The sequence below is a fragment of the Olsenella intestinalis genome, from assembly GCF_023276655.1.
In the GTDB taxonomy this organism is placed as follows: domain Bacteria; phylum Actinomycetota; class Coriobacteriia; order Coriobacteriales; family Atopobiaceae; genus Olsenella_J; species Olsenella_J intestinalis.
Window position 1 is genome coordinate 770,232 of the sequence record NZ_JALGRK010000001.1, and the last position, 15,382, is coordinate 785,613.

At 68.3% G+C, this 15,382-nt stretch carries 11 protein-coding genes; 6 read left to right on the forward strand and 5 right to left on the reverse strand.

The window, feature by feature from the left end:
* The first annotated feature begins 30 nt into the window (after positions 1–30).
* Positions 31–1,992: a heavy metal translocating P-type ATPase gene (locus M5D76_RS03015; RefSeq protein ID WP_248921903.1), complete on the forward strand. Its 1,962-nt coding sequence runs from the start codon at positions 31–33 to the stop codon at positions 1,990–1,992.
* Between the two features lie 126 nt (positions 1,993–2,118).
* Here the strand turns inward: M5D76_RS03015 and M5D76_RS03020 are convergent, their stop codons facing one another.
* Positions 2,119–5,847: a phosphoribosylformylglycinamidine synthase gene (locus tag M5D76_RS03020; RefSeq protein ID WP_248921904.1), complete on the reverse strand. Its 3,729-nt coding sequence runs from the start codon at positions 5,845–5,847 to the stop codon at positions 2,119–2,121.
* 320 nt (positions 5,848–6,167) lie between these two features.
* On the opposite strand from M5D76_RS03020, the gene M5D76_RS03025 reads away from it, so the two are divergent.
* Positions 6,168–6,881 (forward strand): L-ribulose-5-phosphate 4-epimerase, encoded by a 714-nt coding sequence (locus tag M5D76_RS03025; RefSeq protein WP_283102009.1) that lies wholly within the window; start codon positions 6,168–6,170, stop codon positions 6,879–6,881.
* Positions 6,882–6,954: 73 nt separating this feature from the next.
* Here the strand turns inward: M5D76_RS03025 and M5D76_RS03030 are convergent, their stop codons facing one another.
* Complete coding sequence (locus tag M5D76_RS03030; protein ID WP_248921905.1) at positions 6,955–7,512, reverse strand: GNAT family N-acetyltransferase; 558 nt, start codon at positions 7,510–7,512, stop codon at positions 6,955–6,957.
* Positions 7,513–7,660: 148 nt separating this feature from the next.
* Between M5D76_RS03030 and M5D76_RS03035 the strand changes: the two genes are divergently transcribed.
* The 3 genes from M5D76_RS03035 to M5D76_RS03045 all read left to right on the forward strand — a co-directional run bounded on the left by M5D76_RS03035 (position 7,661) and on the right by M5D76_RS03045 (position 9,211).
* Positions 7,661–8,176, forward strand: a complete 516-nt coding sequence (locus tag M5D76_RS03035) for a nitroreductase family protein (RefSeq protein ID WP_248921906.1) — start codon at positions 7,661–7,663, stop codon at positions 8,174–8,176.
* 208 nt (positions 8,177–8,384) lie between these two features.
* The gene (locus M5D76_RS03040) at positions 8,385–8,618 is read left to right on the forward strand and encodes a hypothetical protein (RefSeq protein WP_248921907.1); all 234 of its coding nucleotides are present in this window, start codon (positions 8,385–8,387) and stop codon (positions 8,616–8,618) included.
* A gap of 113 nt (positions 8,619–8,731) precedes the next feature.
* Entirely contained in the window at positions 8,732–9,211 is a 480-nt protein-coding gene (locus M5D76_RS03045) for a deoxycytidylate deaminase (protein WP_248921908.1), read from the forward strand.
* A gap of 84 nt (positions 9,212–9,295) precedes the next feature.
* Here the strand turns inward: M5D76_RS03045 and M5D76_RS03050 are convergent, their stop codons facing one another.
* Positions 9,296–12,241: an insulinase family protein gene (locus M5D76_RS03050; RefSeq protein WP_248921909.1), complete on the reverse strand. Its 2,946-nt coding sequence runs from the start codon at positions 12,239–12,241 to the stop codon at positions 9,296–9,298.
* Between the two features lie 126 nt (positions 12,242–12,367).
* Here M5D76_RS03050 and M5D76_RS03055 point away from each other — a divergent pair, with 126 nt between their 5' ends.
* Complete coding sequence (locus tag M5D76_RS03055; RefSeq protein ID WP_248921910.1) at positions 12,368–13,300, forward strand: DMT family transporter; 933 nt, start codon at positions 12,368–12,370, stop codon at positions 13,298–13,300.
* 86 nt (positions 13,301–13,386) lie between these two features.
* Here the strand turns inward: M5D76_RS03055 and M5D76_RS03060 are convergent, their stop codons facing one another.
* Together M5D76_RS03060 and M5D76_RS03065 are read right to left on the reverse strand one after the other, a co-directional pair.
* Positions 13,387–14,442: a coiled-coil domain-containing protein gene (locus tag M5D76_RS03060; protein ID WP_248921911.1), complete on the reverse strand. Its 1,056-nt coding sequence runs from the start codon at positions 14,440–14,442 to the stop codon at positions 13,387–13,389.
* 176 nt (positions 14,443–14,618) lie between these two features.
* Positions 14,619–15,068 (reverse strand): universal stress protein, encoded by a 450-nt coding sequence (locus tag M5D76_RS03065; RefSeq protein WP_248921912.1) that lies wholly within the window; start codon positions 15,066–15,068, stop codon positions 14,619–14,621.
* Positions 15,069–15,382: the final 314 nt, after the last annotated feature.

Here is a 15,382-nt window from a genome sequence, read left to right on the forward strand (position 1 = left end):
TATGCTCATAAGATTGATTGGAGTCGTGGGATGAACGCGAAGCAACGCAAGATGCTCGCCCGGGTGATCGTCGCCGCGCTGATGTGGGGCGCGCTCGAGCTGCTGCCGCGCGTCGGCGTGGAGCTGCCAACGCCGGCCAACTTCTGCCTCTGGCTCGTGGCGTACCTGGTCATCGGCTACGACGTGGTGCTCAAGGCGGTGCGCAACATCGGGCGCGGCCGCGTGTTCGACGAGCACTTCCTCATGACCGTGGCAACCGTCGGCGCGCTGGCGCTTGCGCTCTACGAGCGGTCGGGCGACTTCGCCGAGGCGATTGCCGTCATGCTGTTCTACCAGGTCGGCGAGTTGTTCCAGAGCTACGCGGTCGACAGGAGCCGCAAGAACATCTCGGAGCTCATGGACATCAGGCCCGACTACGCCAACGTCGAGGTCGACGGCGAGGTCGAGAAGGTCGATCCCGACGACGTGGAGGTCGGGTCCACGATCGTGGTCCAGCCCGGGGAGCGCGTTCCTCTCGACGGTGTCGTGATCTCGGGCGCCTCGAGCCTCGACACCGCGGCGCTCACCGGCGAGAGCGTGCCGCGCGACGTGGCCGAGGGCGGCGAGGTCGTGAGCGGCTGCATCAACCTGACGGGCGTCCTGCGCGTGCGCACGACGCGCGAGTTCGAGGAGTCGACGGTCTCGAAGATCCTCGAGCTCGTGGAGGACTCGACCTCGCACAAGTCGCAGTCCGAGAACTTCATCTCGAAGTTCGCGCGCGTCTACACGCCAGCCGTCTGCTATGCGGCGCTTGCGCTCGCGGTGCTGCCGCCGGTCTTCTTCGTGCTGAGTGGCCAGGCCGCCGCGTGGGACGTCTGGATCTACCGCGCGCTGACGTTTCTCGTGATCAGCTGCCCGTGCGCGCTGGTCGTGAGCATCCCGCTGAGCTTCTTCGCGGGCATCGGCGGCGCGAGCCACGCCGGCGTGCTGGTCAAGGGCTCAAACTACCTGGAGGCGCTCTCGAAGACCAAGGTCGTCGTGTTCGACAAGACGGGTACCCTCACCAAGGGCGTGTTCGACGTGACGGGCGTCCACCACAGCCCGCTTCCGACGGGCGAGCTCATGGAGCTGGCGGCGCTCGCCGAGGTCGCGTCGTCGCACCCCATCGGCAAGAGCCTGCAGCGCGCCTATGGCGAGCCGCTCGACCGCAGCCGTGTGAGCGACGTGCAGGAGATCAGCGGCGCCGGCATCGTCGCAACCATCGACGGCAAGTCGGTTGCGGTGGGCAACGACAAGCTCATGGGCCAGGTCGGCGCCGAGCACGTTGACTGCCATGACGTGGGCACGATCGTGCACGTGGCCATCGACGGCACCTACGCTGGGCACATCGTCATCTCCGACGTCGCCAAGGACCACGCGGCCGAGGCCGTCGCCGCGCTCAAGGGCGCGGGCGTCGAGAAGTGCGTCATGCTCACGGGCGACACCCAGCGCGTGGCCGAGAGCGTCGCCGAGAGCCTGGGCATCGACGAGGTCCACGCCTCGCTGCTCCCGCAGAACAAGGTCGAGCGCGTGGAGGCTCTTCTCGTCGAGGCGGGCGCCACGGTCGGCGAGGCGCCGGCGGGCGAGGACGGCCCCGGAGATGAGGAGGGGCGCCGCGAGACGCGCCGCGGCAAGGTCGCGTTCGTGGGCGACGGCATCAACGACGCGCCGGTGCTCGCGCGCGCCGACATCGGCATCGCGATGGGCGGCATGGGCTCCGACGCCGCGATCGAGGCGGCCGACGTCGTGCTGATGGACGACGACCCGATGAGCATCGCCAAGGCGATCAAGATCTCGCGCAAGTGCCTGCGCATCGTCTACCAGAACATCGGCCTCGCGCTCACGGTCAAGTTCGCGTGCCTGGCGCTGGGCGCCTTCGGCATCGCCAACATGTGGCTTGCGATCTTCGCGGACGTGGGCGTCATGGTGATCGCGGTGCTGAACGCGATTCGCGCGCTGCGCGTCCCGCGGTAGGGGAGCGCCCCGCGCGGGGCACCTAACCTGAACGGCTGACAAGGAAGGCGCCGGGACCCGATTGCGTGGGCCCCGGCGCCTCGTCATGAGCGTCCGAGAAGAGCTTGCGTGACTGCTGCGCGGCGTCTACGCGAAGTAGGAGACGCCTCCCTCGAAGAGCTCCTGGTAGGTGTTGCCCGGGACGTTCTTGTAGAGCCCGGCGCCGGCGCGCTCGGTGTGGCCCATCTTGCCCAGCACACGGCCGTCGGGGCTCGTGATGGACTCGATCGCAAGGACCGACCCGTTGGGGTTGACGTCGAGGTCCATGGAGGGCACGCCCTTCTCGTCCACGTACTGCGTGGCGATCTGGCCCGCGTCGGCCATCTTGCGCAGGAGCGCCTTGGGCGCGACGAAGCGGCCCTCGCCGTGGCTGATCGCGATCGTGTGGACGTCGCCGACGCTCGTCTTCGAGAGCCAGGGCGAGAGGTTGCTCGCGACGCGCGTGCGCACGAGGCGGCTCTGGTGGCGGCCGATGGTGTTGAACGTGAGGGTGGGGCACTTCTCGTCCATCTCGCGGATGTCGCCGAAGGGCACGAGGCCGAGCTTCACGAGCGCCTGGAAGCCGTTGCAGATGCCGAGCATGAGGCCGTCGCGCTGCTGGAGCAGGTCGCGCACGGCCTCGGTCACGGCCGGCGCGCGGAAGAACGCGGTGATGAACTTGGCCGATCCATCGGGCTCGTCGCCGCCGGAGAAGCCGCCGGGGATCATGATGATCTGGCTCTTGGCGACCTCTTCGACGAAGGCCTGCGTGCTCTCGGCCACGGCCGCGGGCGTGAGGTTGTTGACCACGAAGGTGTGCGCCTCGGCGCCGGCGCGCTCGAACGCGGCGGCGGAGTCGTACTCGCAGTTGTTGCCCGGGAACACCGGGATGATGACGCGCGGGCGCGCCAGGCGGATGGCCGGGGCGGGGCGCGCCACGCCCTTCTCGGCGACGTCGAAGCTCACGGCGTCGACGGCCTTGCCCGCGCCGCGGTAGGCGAACACGCCCTCGAGCGCGGACTCCCACGTCTCCTGCAGGTCGGCGAGGTCGATCTTCTCGCCCGCCGCCCACATGGCGTACTCGGCCGAGGTGCCGCCCAGGTCGACGACCTCGAAGCCCTCGACGTCGCGGGGCATGTAGGTGCAGTCGGAGACCTCGAGCACGAAGCTGCCGTACGCAGGCGAGAAGAGCTGGTCTGCGTCGAAGCCGTCGGTCAGGCCGAAGCCGATGCTGTTGCCCACGGCCATCTTGAAGAGGGTCTCGGCGAGGCACCCGTAGCCGGGCGTGGCGGCCGAGACGGCGTCGTGCGTGCCGAGGTAGAGCTCGACGAAGTCGAGGACCTTGAGCAGCGAGGCCGGCTCGGGCGTGAGGCCGTCGGCCTGGTAGGCGGGCCTCACGAGGTAGAGCTTGCTGTCGGTGTGCTTGAACTCGGGCGAGGCGATGCGGTCGATGTCGCCGACGGCCGTTGCAAACGAGACGAGCGTGGGCGGGACGTCGAGGTCCTCGAAGGAGCCGGACATCGAGTCCTTTCCGCCGATCGAGCCGATGCCGAGGTCGAGCTGGGCCATGAGGGCGCCGAGCACGGCGGCCACGGGCTTGCCCCAGCGCTCGCTCTCCTGGCGCAGCTTCTCGAAGTACTCCTGGAACGTGAGGTAGGCGTCCTTGTGGCGAAGGCCCGCCGCGACGAGGCGGCAGACGGACTCGACCACGGAGAGGTAGGCGCCCGTGAACTGGTTGGCGCTCATGAGGTAGGGGTTGAAGCCCCAGGCCATGCCCGAGACCGTGGTGGTCTCGCCGAAGACCGGCAGCTTCGCGACCATGGCCTGTGCGGGGGTGAGCTGCGTGCGGCCGCCGAAGGGCATGAGGACCGTGGCGGCGCCGATGGTGGAGTCGAAGCGCTCGGAGAGGCCCTTGTTGGAGGCGACGTTGAGGTCGCCCACGACCGACGCCATGCGCTCGGCCACGGTCTCGCCGGCCCACGCGTGCTTGTAGGTGCCCTGCTTGGTGACGTGGACCGCCTGGTGCTTGGCGGCGCCGTTGGAGTCGAGGAACTCGCGGCTCACGTCGACGATCGTGTCGCCCTCCCACACCATCGTGAGGCGCGGCTCGGCCGTGACCTCGGCGACCACGGTGGCCTCGAGGTTCTCCTCGCGGGCGTAGCCGAGGAACTCGTCGACGTCGGCGGCGTCGAGGGCGACGGCCATGCGCTCCTGCGACTCCGAGATCGCGAGCTCGGTGCCGTCGAGCCCCTCGTACTTCTTGGGGACGCGGTCGAGGTCGATGTGGAGGCCGTCGGCCAGCTCGCCGATGGCGACCGAGACGCCGCCCGCTCCGAAGTCGTTGCAGCGCTTGATCAGGCGGCAGGCGTCCTCGCGGCGGAAGAGCCTCTGCAGCTTGCGCTCGGTGGGCGCGTTGCCCTTCTGGACCTCGGCGCCGTCCTTCTCGAGCGACTCGACGTTGTGCGCCTTGGACGAACCGGTCGCGCCGCCGATGCCGTCGCGGCCGGTGCGCCCGCCGAGAAGGACGATCTTGTCGCCCGCGGCCGGACGCTCGCGGCGCACGTGGCTCGCCGGGGTGGCGCCCACGACGGCGCCGATCTCCATGCGCTTGGCGACGTAGCCGGGGTGGTAGAGCTCGCTGACCTGGCCGGTCGCGAGGCCGATCTGGTTGCCGTAGGAAGAGTAGCCGGCCGCGGCGGTGCGCACGAGCTTGCGCTGCGGCAGCTTGCCCTCGAGCGTCTCGCTCACGGGGACGGTCGGGTCAGCCGCGCCGGTGACGCGCATGGCCTGGTAGACGTAGCTGCGCCCGGACAGCGGGTCGCGGATCGCGCCGCCGATGCAGGTGGCCGCGCCGCCGAAGGGCTCGATCTCGGTGGGGTGGTTGTGGGTCTCGTTCTTGAAGAGGAAGAGCCAGTCCTCGTCGGTCCCGTTGACGTCGACCTTCACCTTGACGGTGCAGGCGTTGATCTCCTCCGACTCGTCGAGGTTGGTGAGGATGCCCTCGTGCTTGAGGTGCTTGGCGCCGATCGTGCCCATGTCCATGAGGGTGACGGGCCGCTTGTCGCGCTTCAGCTCGCGGCGCACCTCGAGGTAGCGCTCGAAGGCGGCCCTGACCGCGTCGTCGTCGATCTTTACGTCGTCGAGCTCGGTGCCGAAGGTGGTGTGGCGGCAGTGGTCCGACCAGTACGTGTCGATCATCTTGATCTCGGTGATCGTCGGGTCGCGCCTCTCGCCCTTGAAGTAGTCCTTGCAGAAGCTGATGTCGGCGAGGTCCATGGCAAGGCCGCGCTCCTCGATGAAGGCCTGCAGCTGCGCCTTGGTCATCTGGCGGAAGCCCTCGATCTTCTCGACCTTCGCGGGCTTGGGGTAGTCGACCTTGAGCGTCTCGCGCGTGGCGAGCGAGGCCTCGCGCGCCTCGACGGGGTTGATGACGTAGTGCTTGATCGCCTCGACGTCCGCCGAGGAGAGCTTGCCCTCGAGGTAGTAGAGCTTTGCGGAGGCCACGGTCGGTCGCTCGCCCTGGCTGATCAGCTGGATGCACTCGCTCGCGGAGTCGGCGCGCTGGTCGAACTGGCCGGGCAGGAACTCGACGGCGAACACGGTCGCCTTGCCCGCGGCGGGCTTGCGCGTGGTCGCGACGTCGGACTGCGGCTCGCTGAAGACCGTGGGGATGCACTTCTGGAAGAGGCTCTTGCTGATGCCCTCCACGTCGTAGCGGTTGACGACGCGCAGTCCCTTGAGGGCCTTGACCCCCAGGGTGTGGCGCAGCTCGTGCTTGAGCTGCTGCGCCTCGACGTCGAATCCCGGCTTCTTCTCTACGTACACGCGTGAAACCATGGTGTGCTGACCTTTCGCTGGTGGGTTGCGGGTCGGGCCTGCGGCAGGGGCCTGCCACGTCACATGATACTGATTGGCCACGCGCGCGATATGGCTTGGAAAGAAATGGCAATACTTGGGCCGAGGCGTAGGCTCTTCTCGCCCGTGTAAACAGCCGGGGTCACGGTTAACCCGCGCATCTCTCCGCTCGCACGGGGGTCGGCTCGACGCGCGGGCGAATCACTATCATGGGGCGAGTGTGCGGCGACGCCGCGACGGTCATACGAGCGGCTGCGGCCGCTGAGCGATAGCGCGCGAGACGCGCAAGAAGGAGTCTTCACATGATGCTTAAGGAACTTCGCGAGCAGGTCTACGAGGCCAACATGGACCTGCCCAAGCACGGCCTCGTGGTCTTCACCTGGGGCAACGCCTCGCAGGTCGACCGTGAGAGGGGCCTGTTCGTGATCAAGCCGTCCGGGGTCGACTACGACGAGCTGTCGCCCGAGAACATGGTCGTGTGCGACTTCGACGGCAACAAGGTCGAGGGCGACCTCAACCCCTCGTCCGACACCGCCACCCACGCCTACCTCTACAAGATGTGGGACAACATCGGCGGCGTCGTGCACACGCACTCGTCGCACGCCGTGTCGTGGGCGCAGGCCGGCCGCTCCATCCCGTGCTACGGCACCACGCACGCCGACTACTTCTACGGCGAGGTGCCCTGCATGAGGGGCCTGACCGAGCAGGAGATCGAGGAGGCCTACGAGCTCAACACCGGCAAGGTCATCGTCGAGGGCTTCGAGGGCTCCGACCCCGTCGCGCGCCCCGGCTGCCTCGTGCGCAACCACGGCCCCTTCACCTGGGGCAAGGATGCCGCCGCGGCCGTCTACCACGCCGTCGTGGTCGAGGAGGTCGCCAAGATGGCGCTGCACACCGAGCAGCTCGCCGTCGCGGCCGCCAAGTCGATCGACGAGTGCCGCGCCCCGCAGTACCTCGAGGACAAGCACTACATGCGCAAGCACGGCCCCAACGCCTACTACGGCCAGGGCAAGTAGCTCGCGCGCACCGATGGCATCGCGGCCCTTCCGGACGTCCGGGAGGGCCGTTTCCTGTGCGTCGGCTGCGCCCCTAGCGCGCGGCGAAGGCGTGCCTCGCAGGTGCGGGCGAGGTGTGGTCGGCGACGTCGAGCTCCATGAACACGAGGTCGTACCAGCGGTTGAACTTGTAGCCGCAGCGCGAGAGGCGCCCCGCCTCGCGGTACCCCATGCGCTCATGGAAGCGGATGCTGCCGTCGTCGAGGTGCGGGTCGTCCTCGTCCTCGGTCGCGGCGACCAGCGCGTAGAGGTTGGTCACGCCCATCCGTGCGAGCTCCTTCGCGAGCGCGTCGTGAAGCGCGCGCCCGATGCCCCGTCCGCGCGCGTCGCCCGCGAGGTAGATGGAGGTCTCAACGGCCCAGTCGAAGGCTCTTCTCGCCTTGAGCCTGCCTGCGTAGGCATAGCCGAGCACGCGCCCGTCGTCCTCGACGACGAGGTAGGGGAACTCCTCGAGGGTGCCCGAAATCCTTGCGGCGAACTCCTCGACCGTCGGCACGTCGTACTCGAAGGTGATGGCGGTCTGCTCGACGTAGGGCGCATAGATGCCGAGAAGAGCCTCGGCGTCTGCCGGCGTGGCGCATCTGATCTGCATGTCGTTCCTTCTCGTTCCTTCTCGTCCGCTTCTGGGCACGTTGGCCCATTCGATGGTTCGTGCCCCATCTTACGTGCTACGCTCGACGGGTGCGCCGAGAATGGCGCGAGGCCGGCCGCGCAAGCGCGCTCTTACCGAGGGAGACCGCATGGACGCATTCCTGAAGCTCGCCCACGAGCGCTACTCCTGCCGCAAGATCCGCGGGGACAGGGCAGTCGAGCACGAGAAGATCGAGGCCATCGTCGAGGCGGCGCTCGCCGCGCCGACGGCCGTCAACCTCCAGGCCTGGCGCATCTGGGCGATCGAGGACCCCGATGCCATGGCGAAGGTCGTGGAGACCTCCGACTTCGACTACGGCGGGACGGCGATGCTCGTGCTCGGCGTGCGCGAGGACGAGGCGTGGGTCCGCAAGGACGACGGCTGGAACCTCGCCGACCTCGACGGCGGCATCGTCGGCGCGCACATCGTGCTGGCCATCCAGAGCCTGGGCCTCGCGACGACCTGGATCGGCAAGTTCCATCCCGACAAGCTCGTCGAGCGCTTCCCGCAGATGGCCGGATGCCGCCTCGTCGGCCTCTTCCCGCTGGGGTACGCCGCCGACGACGCGAAGCCCGCCCCGCGCCACGAGCAGAACCGCGGCTCCGAGATCGTCGAGTGGCTCTAGCCGCACGACCGGAAACGCCATGCGCGAAGACGCAACAAGTTGCGGATCTATCGACTAATGTTGCTGTTTGGAATCCGTTTAGGCAGATGGGGCCTACCTGATTTGAATAACGGCAGGAGATTGGCTATTATTCCGCACTGAAACGCGAAGTCACTTCGCAACGGGTTGTTGCCGCGCTGGCTCGCGGCCTGACGGATTGGATCTGACCATGCGCAAGACGAAGACGTTCCAGAGCAAGCGCCACGTGTACGACACCGAGAAGGCCGACCGCCTCGCTGGCCGCACCTTCGGCGAGTACGGCGACCCCGCCGGTTACGAGGAGTCCCTCTACAAGACCAAGGCCGGCCTCTACTTCATCGCCGGCGTCGGCGGCCCCGACTCCCCCTATCCCGAGCCGGACATCAAGCCCGTCTCCGCCAAGGAGGCCAAGGGCTTCGAGTAGCCCTTGCGCATCACGGCAAGCCAAGGCTAACCTAGGGGCTGGGCGCGCGAGCGTCCGGCCCCTTTTTCTGTCGTCAGGCCGCCGTCGCGGCCATGCGAGAAAGCGATCCGAACATGCCAGAGAAGCGCCGCGACGTCATCTCCTGGGACGAGTTCTTCATGCGCGTCGCCATCGCGGCGCAGCTGCGCAGCAAGGACCCCAACACGCAGGTCGGCGCCTGCATCGCCGACGGCGACCACCGCATCCTGTCGGTCGGCTACAACGGCACGCCGCACGCCATCTCCGACGACGAGTTCCCCTGGGGCGCGAGCGACGACCCCCTGCAGGACAAGCACAGCTACGTCGTCCACGCCGAGGCGAACGCCGTCCTCAACTACCGCGGCAGCCTGCGCGACATGCGTGGCGCCACGGTCTACGTGACGCTCTTCCCCTGCCACGAGTGCGCCAAGTTCCTCGTCCAGGTCGGCATCGGCGAGGTGGTCTACCTCGACGACAAGTACCGCGGCACCACCGACAACCTCATCAGCCAGCGCGTCTTCGACTCCTGCGGCATCCGCTACCGACAGATCGAGCCCCTGACGCACGTCCAGTAGGACGGCCGCCAGGGGCCCGTCTTCACGCCGAGAGGAGCCTGCCGCCTTCGTGGCGCGCGGCCCTTGGGCGCATGCCCTTCTCGGCTACGCCTCGTCGACGAGGTTCGTGACCTGGAAGTCGATCGAGGAGCCCTCGATGGCCTCCTTCGGGCCGATCACCACGACCGAGCGCCTCTCGCGCAGCTCCGAGAGGGCGTCCGCGAGCGAGCGGATCTTCTCGATGGTGCAGGCGAGGTCCTGCTTGCGAAGCTCGTCGCGCCAGTTCGCGGGCTTGCCTGCGAGGAACTCTGCGTCCTGGCGGCGTGCGATCGCCTTCGCCGTGGCGGGCGCGTCATGCGCGGCCACGACCGTGATGATGAAGCCGTCGAGCTCGTCCTGGTCGCCGTCCCACGTCCTGAGCCACTCGCCGGCCGCCTCGTAGCGCGCCAGCGTCTCGTCCACGTTGGGGTCCCTGAACGAGTAGAACTGCGGCAGGCCCAGGTTGCTGCGGCGGAACCCCGTGCCGTAGGCGCCGCCCTTGACGCGCACCTCGTTCCACAGGTAGCCGTAGCTCAGGATCTGCGAGGCGACCTGCCACGTGCCGAGCGTCTCGCGGTCGAGCTCGGACATGGCCATGCCCTCGGCCACGAAGCTCACGTTCGACGAGACGACGAACGCCTCGTCGACGGGCGCGGCCTTCGGGACGCGCAGGTTGTGCTCGCGTGCCGCGGGCGAGTCGGCGAGCGACAGCCTGCCGGCCTGCTCCCAGAAGCGCTGCAGGTCCTCGCGCGACCCCGCGAACGACACGGTCACGTTGTCCGCGGTGAAGACCTCCTTGCACAGGCGCTCGAGGCGCGCCGCCAGGTCGTCCTTGCGCTCGTCCCAGTGGTCGAGAAGATCGCGCAGGAACAGGTAGAAGTCGATTCCGGAGGTGGCGTTGGTGACCTTCCCCGAGTTGCAGTACTGGCTGTTCAGGCGTGCGATCGCCGCGGCATGTCCCATCATGGCGAAGTAGCGCGAGAGGCCGATGCGCCGCTGCGTCAGAAGGGCGCGCATGCGCTCGGTGTCCGAGAAGTCCGTCTCGCCCCAGATCTCGGCCGGAATCGTCGCGAGGCTCGCGAGCCGCTCCGAGAGCGCGCTCGCGCGCACCGAGAGGACGGGCCGGCAGAACTCGGTGTCGTAGTCGCGCACGTAGGTGTCGAGGCGGTAGGAGAGCGAACCCAGCTCGAGCTCGATCAGGGTGTCGAGGTCTGCCGCCGAGTGGCGCGCCGTCGACAGGCCGCCCAGGAGCTCGACGAGCAGGCTCGCGTAGGGCAGGTCCTCGAAGGAGAGGTGTCCCAGGTCGAAGTAGTAGGACGCATAGCCGATCCTGCGCGTGGGCAGGTCGTGGAAGAGGCAGGGCAGGGGGGCGTCGACCTGCTCGAGCGGTCGCTCCTCGTCGGCCTCGCCGATGTCGTCGATCGTGAGGCACGGCAGCGTGGCGAGGTCCTCGGGCGAGTCCGGCGCCTCCTGCATCTCGCGAAGCGCGGCCACCTCGCGGCGCACGCCCTCGACGTCCTCGTCGGACATGGTGGCGCGCAGGCTTGCGAGACGAGCCTCCTCCTCGGCCGCGGCCCCGTCCTCCACGGGCACGATCTCGACCGTCACGTGGTGGTCACTCTCGCAGACGACATCCCTCAGCAGGTCCTCGAAGTACCCGCCGTCAAGCCCGGCGCGCATGTGGTCCATCGACTCCTCGAAGCGCAGGTAGTCAACGGGACGCTCGTCGTCGTAGAGCCAGCTCGAGAGCGAGCGCATCGAGAGGTACACGCCGTTCCCGGTCGAGCCGGGGTCGAGCTCGCGCAGGCCGAACTCGAGCGAGGCCAGCGACGCCTCGAGGCGCTCGCGCTCGATGCCCTCAGAGGCCATGCGCGCGCACTCGCCCTCGACGAGCTCGGCAAACCTCTCGGCCATGCCCTCCTTCGCGCCCCGCAGGCGGAAGACGAGCTCCATCTGCAGGCCGTGCTCGAGGATTGTCGCCGTGAAGTCGTCGCCCAGGCCCGCGTCGAGCACCGCGCGCTTGAGCGGCGCCTCGTTCGAGCCCGTGAGGGTGTCGACCAGCACGTCCAGGGCGCACATGCGCTCGCGCTCGGCCGCGGTGCCGCACACGTAGCCCAGGCCCACCGTGGCGTCCTCGCGCGCGCAGTCCATCTCGACGCGCACCGGCGCAGGCGTCACGGGCGCCTGCAGGGGCAGCTCGTTGGGCGCGCCCGCGCCGCGGTCGGTCGCGCCGTCGAACCGCTCGCCCACGAAGGCCAGCTCGCGGTCGATGTCCAGGTTGCCGTAGAGGATCGTGTAGCTGTTGGCCAGCGTGTAGTGGCGCGCGTGCGCGTCGATGAACTGCTCGTAGGTGAGGGTGGGGATGGAGCGCGGGTCGCCGCCCGACTCGAAGCGGTACGGCGAGTCGGGAAAGAGCGCGCGCCCCAGCTCGAGCGCCAGCACGTCGCCGGGGTCCGACAGCGCGCCCTTCATCTCGTTGTAGACCACGCCGTTGTAGCTGAGCGCCTTGCCCTCGTCGTCGACCTTCAGGTGCCACCCCTCCTGCTCGAAGATCCGCGGCCGCTGGTAGATGGCCGGGTGCAGCACGGCGTCGAGGTAGACGTCCATCAGGTTCTCGAGGTCGGCAACGTTGGTCGACGCCACGGGGTACATCGTCTTGTCGGGGAAGGTCATCGCGTTCAGGAACGTCTTCATCGACGTCTTGAGCAGGTTGACGAAGGGCTCCTTCACCGGGAAGCGGTCGCTGCCGCACAGCACCGAGTGCTCCAGGATGTGGAAGACGCCCGTGTCGTCGGCCGGCGGCGTCTTGAACGAGATCGAGAACGACTTGTTGTCGTCGTCCACGGCAAGCCACATCATGCGCGCGCCCGAGGCGTCGTGGCGCATGACGTAGGCGTACCCCTCGAGCTCGGGCAGCGGCTCGACCTGCGTCACCGTGAAGCCCTCGTGGTGGGTCCCGACTGCCAGTTTCGGATCGGCCTCGGCGTAGCGCGCCTTGGTCTCATCGCTCATGTGGTCTCCTTCGTGCTGATTGTTTTGTATGTGACCAACTTTACCCGTTTGGCGCGCCCGCCGTTCCCGCGCGGTGCTATCGTGTCGATTCGCTATGAACGACAAGGGAACCCAGGAGGGACGAGCGTGGCCGGAAACGTGGCCTTCGAAGGCAAAGAGGCAGGCGAGAGGAGCGTGCGGCACCACTCGCACCTCTGGCGGGGCATCGCGTTCACCCTGCTTGGCGGCACGCTCTGGGGCATCAACGGGACCCTCTCGAAGGTCCTGATGGACGCCTACGCCATCGAGCCGCTCTGGCTCGCGTCGGTGCGCGAGCTTACCGCCTGCTGGCTCTTCCTCGCCGCCGCCCACGTGCGCACGCCCGGCAGCGTCGCCGGCGCCCTGCGCGACCCGCGATCGGTCCTCTCGATTCTGGGCACGGCGATTCTCTGCATCCTGTTCTCGCAGGTCGCCTACCTCAAGGCCATCCAGTGGACCAACTCGGCCACGGCCACCATCCTGCAGAGCCTCTCGGTGGTCATCGTCATGGTATTCGTCTGCCTGCATAGCAGGCGCCGCCCGCGCCGCCGCGAGGTCGCCGGCATCGTGCTGGCGCTCGTGGGCACCTACCTCGTGGCGACGGCCGGCGACTTCGGCGCCCTGCGCCTGCCGCCCCAGGGCCTCTTCTGGGGGATGTGCTGCGCGGTCGCGGCCACGTTCCTGTCGATCCAGCCGCTGCGCATGATCGGCCGCTGGGGAAACTTCGCCGTCAACGGCCTGGCGTTTCTCTTCTCGGGAATCGTGCTCGCAATCGTCTACCAGCCCTGGGCCCACATGCCTGCGCTCGACGCGACCGGCGTCGTGCTGCTCGCGCTCTCGGTCGTGCTCGGCACCTTCGGCGCCTACGCGCTCTACCTGCAGGGCGTTAAGGAGGTCGGCTCCGTGCGCGGCTCCATGCTCGCCACCTCCGAGCCGGTCATGGCCACGGTCACCTCGGTGGTCTGGCTCGGCGCGACCTTCGCCCCGGCCGAGCTCGCCGGCTTCGCGATGATCATCCTCATGGTGTTCCTCACGGCATAGCCGCGCCCGCCGCCGGTCGCCGGGACGCTGCCACGCATCGCGCGCTCTTCTCGCCCGCGATCTGCAGCGTGCCCGTATCGCCCGCGCTAGATGCTGTTCATGTTGGCGACCACGGAGTAGTACCAGTGCTCCCAGTTGGGAGGGCAGTACTTGCGCGCGCCCTCGGGCGTCGCGGTGTAGCCGTAGCCGCGGGCGAGGCCTGCGACGTGGTCGCGAATGGCGCTGTCCCAGTCGTCCCAGCTCTCGCCGCCCCAGCCCCAGGCGTTGTGCTCGGCGAAGCAGTAGGCGCCGTTGCTCGACTCGACGGTGGCGATCGCGGGGGAGAAGCGCGGGTCGATGCCCGCGTCGTATGCGGCCTCGGCGAACGTCCTGCCGTGGCCGCCCAGGGGCGAGCCGGCAAGGTACGCGTCGATGCGGCCGGCCCACTCGTTCACGAACTGGTCGCGCTCCGACCAGGTGACCTGGCCGGGGTCGGCCACGGGCGCCGAGTCCTGCGGGGCCTCGGGCACCGTGGCGACGTTGCCCGACTCGGTGGTGAACGTGTCGCCCGCGGAGGTGGCGGCGGCCGCGGCCTCTGCCTCGGCCTTCTGCTGCGCGAGCTGCGCTGCTGCGGCGTCGGCGGCCGCCTGGCGCGCGGCGACGGCGTCGTTCATGGCGCGCTCGGCGTCCGCGGCGGCGCGCTCTGCCTCGGCGCGCTCCACCTTGAGGGCGTCGCGCGTCTCGTTCATCTCGTTCTCGGCGTCGACCAGGCGACGCACCGCGTCGTTGTTCTTGGTCGCGATGATGTCCAGGTACTGGATCGTGGTGATGAGCTCGTTGAAGTCGTCAGCCGAGAGGAGCAGGTCGATCAGGCTGTTGCTCGACTGCGACATCTTGTACAGCGTCGCGATCGACGACGACGCGCGGCTCTTGAGCTCGGGCATCTCGCCCTCGAGTCGGCTGGCCCGCGCCTCGCCCTCGGCGATCTTCTCGTCGATGCTCCTCACGCGACTGCGCGCGTCGTTGTACTCGCGGATCGTCGACTCGACCTTGGCCTGGAGCTCTGCCTCGTCGGCGCGCACGACCCTCGGCGCGGCTGCCACGCCGCCCCATGCGAGGATGGCGGCAAGTCCGATTGTCGCTGCGTATCTGGCTGGTCTCACTGTCACGTGCTCTGCTCCCGGTGCTTCTCGACGTCGGGCCAACAGAGCGATTGTACCCGCAGCCACGCTCGCTACGCAGACACTCCATTACCGCGCCGCACGTCAGGCGCCCCCGGACCATGCCCGGGCCACGCCGAATCGCGCCTAGCGCCATGCCGTCGTCCCCTCGGGGCGACCTACTTGAGCACAAGCGTGTCGCACTTCGCGTTGCGCGTGAGGAAGGTCGAGATCGAGCCGAGAAGGGCGTACTTGATCGACGAGAGGCCGCGCGCGCCGCAGATGATCAGGTCGGGCTCGATGACGTCGAGCATGTCCTCCTTGAGCGTCTCGCGGATGCGGCCCGACTTCACGATGACCTCGACCTTCTTGATGCCCTCGGCGGCCTCGGCCTGCTTGATGAGCTCGTCGATGGACGCCCTGAAGTCGCGCTCCAGGTTCTTGAGCAGCTCGTCCGGGAAGAACCCCGCGGTCTCGAGCGCGGTCGAGTCGATCACGTAGCCCACGTAGAGCTCGGCGTTGTTGTTGGCCGCGACCACGATCGCGCGCTCGAGCACCTTCTGCTGGGCCTCCGTGCCGTCGAGCGCAACGAACACCTTGTCATAGCCCAGTTCCTGATACGTGCTCATGGGAGCCTCCAAACTCGGTCGCCGACGGGGCCGCGCGCCCCGGTTCGTGTCATGTCTCGAGTGTAGTCTCCGCGCCCACGCACGGGCGCGAACAATCGCGTGAGCGGCCGCGTCCTGCCCCGCTCCCGCCGAGAAGAGCATGCCCCTCCCTCGACGGAAAGTGCGCAGACGTCTGATGTGTGTGGTCCCCCCCCTGAAGGGGTGCCACTCATATGGCGGAAAACGCCTTCTGTCCTGCGCGGGTCTAGTAACGATACCTGTGATATAGCATAATTACCTTGTATGTTTATCTCACGAGTCAGGAGACCGATATG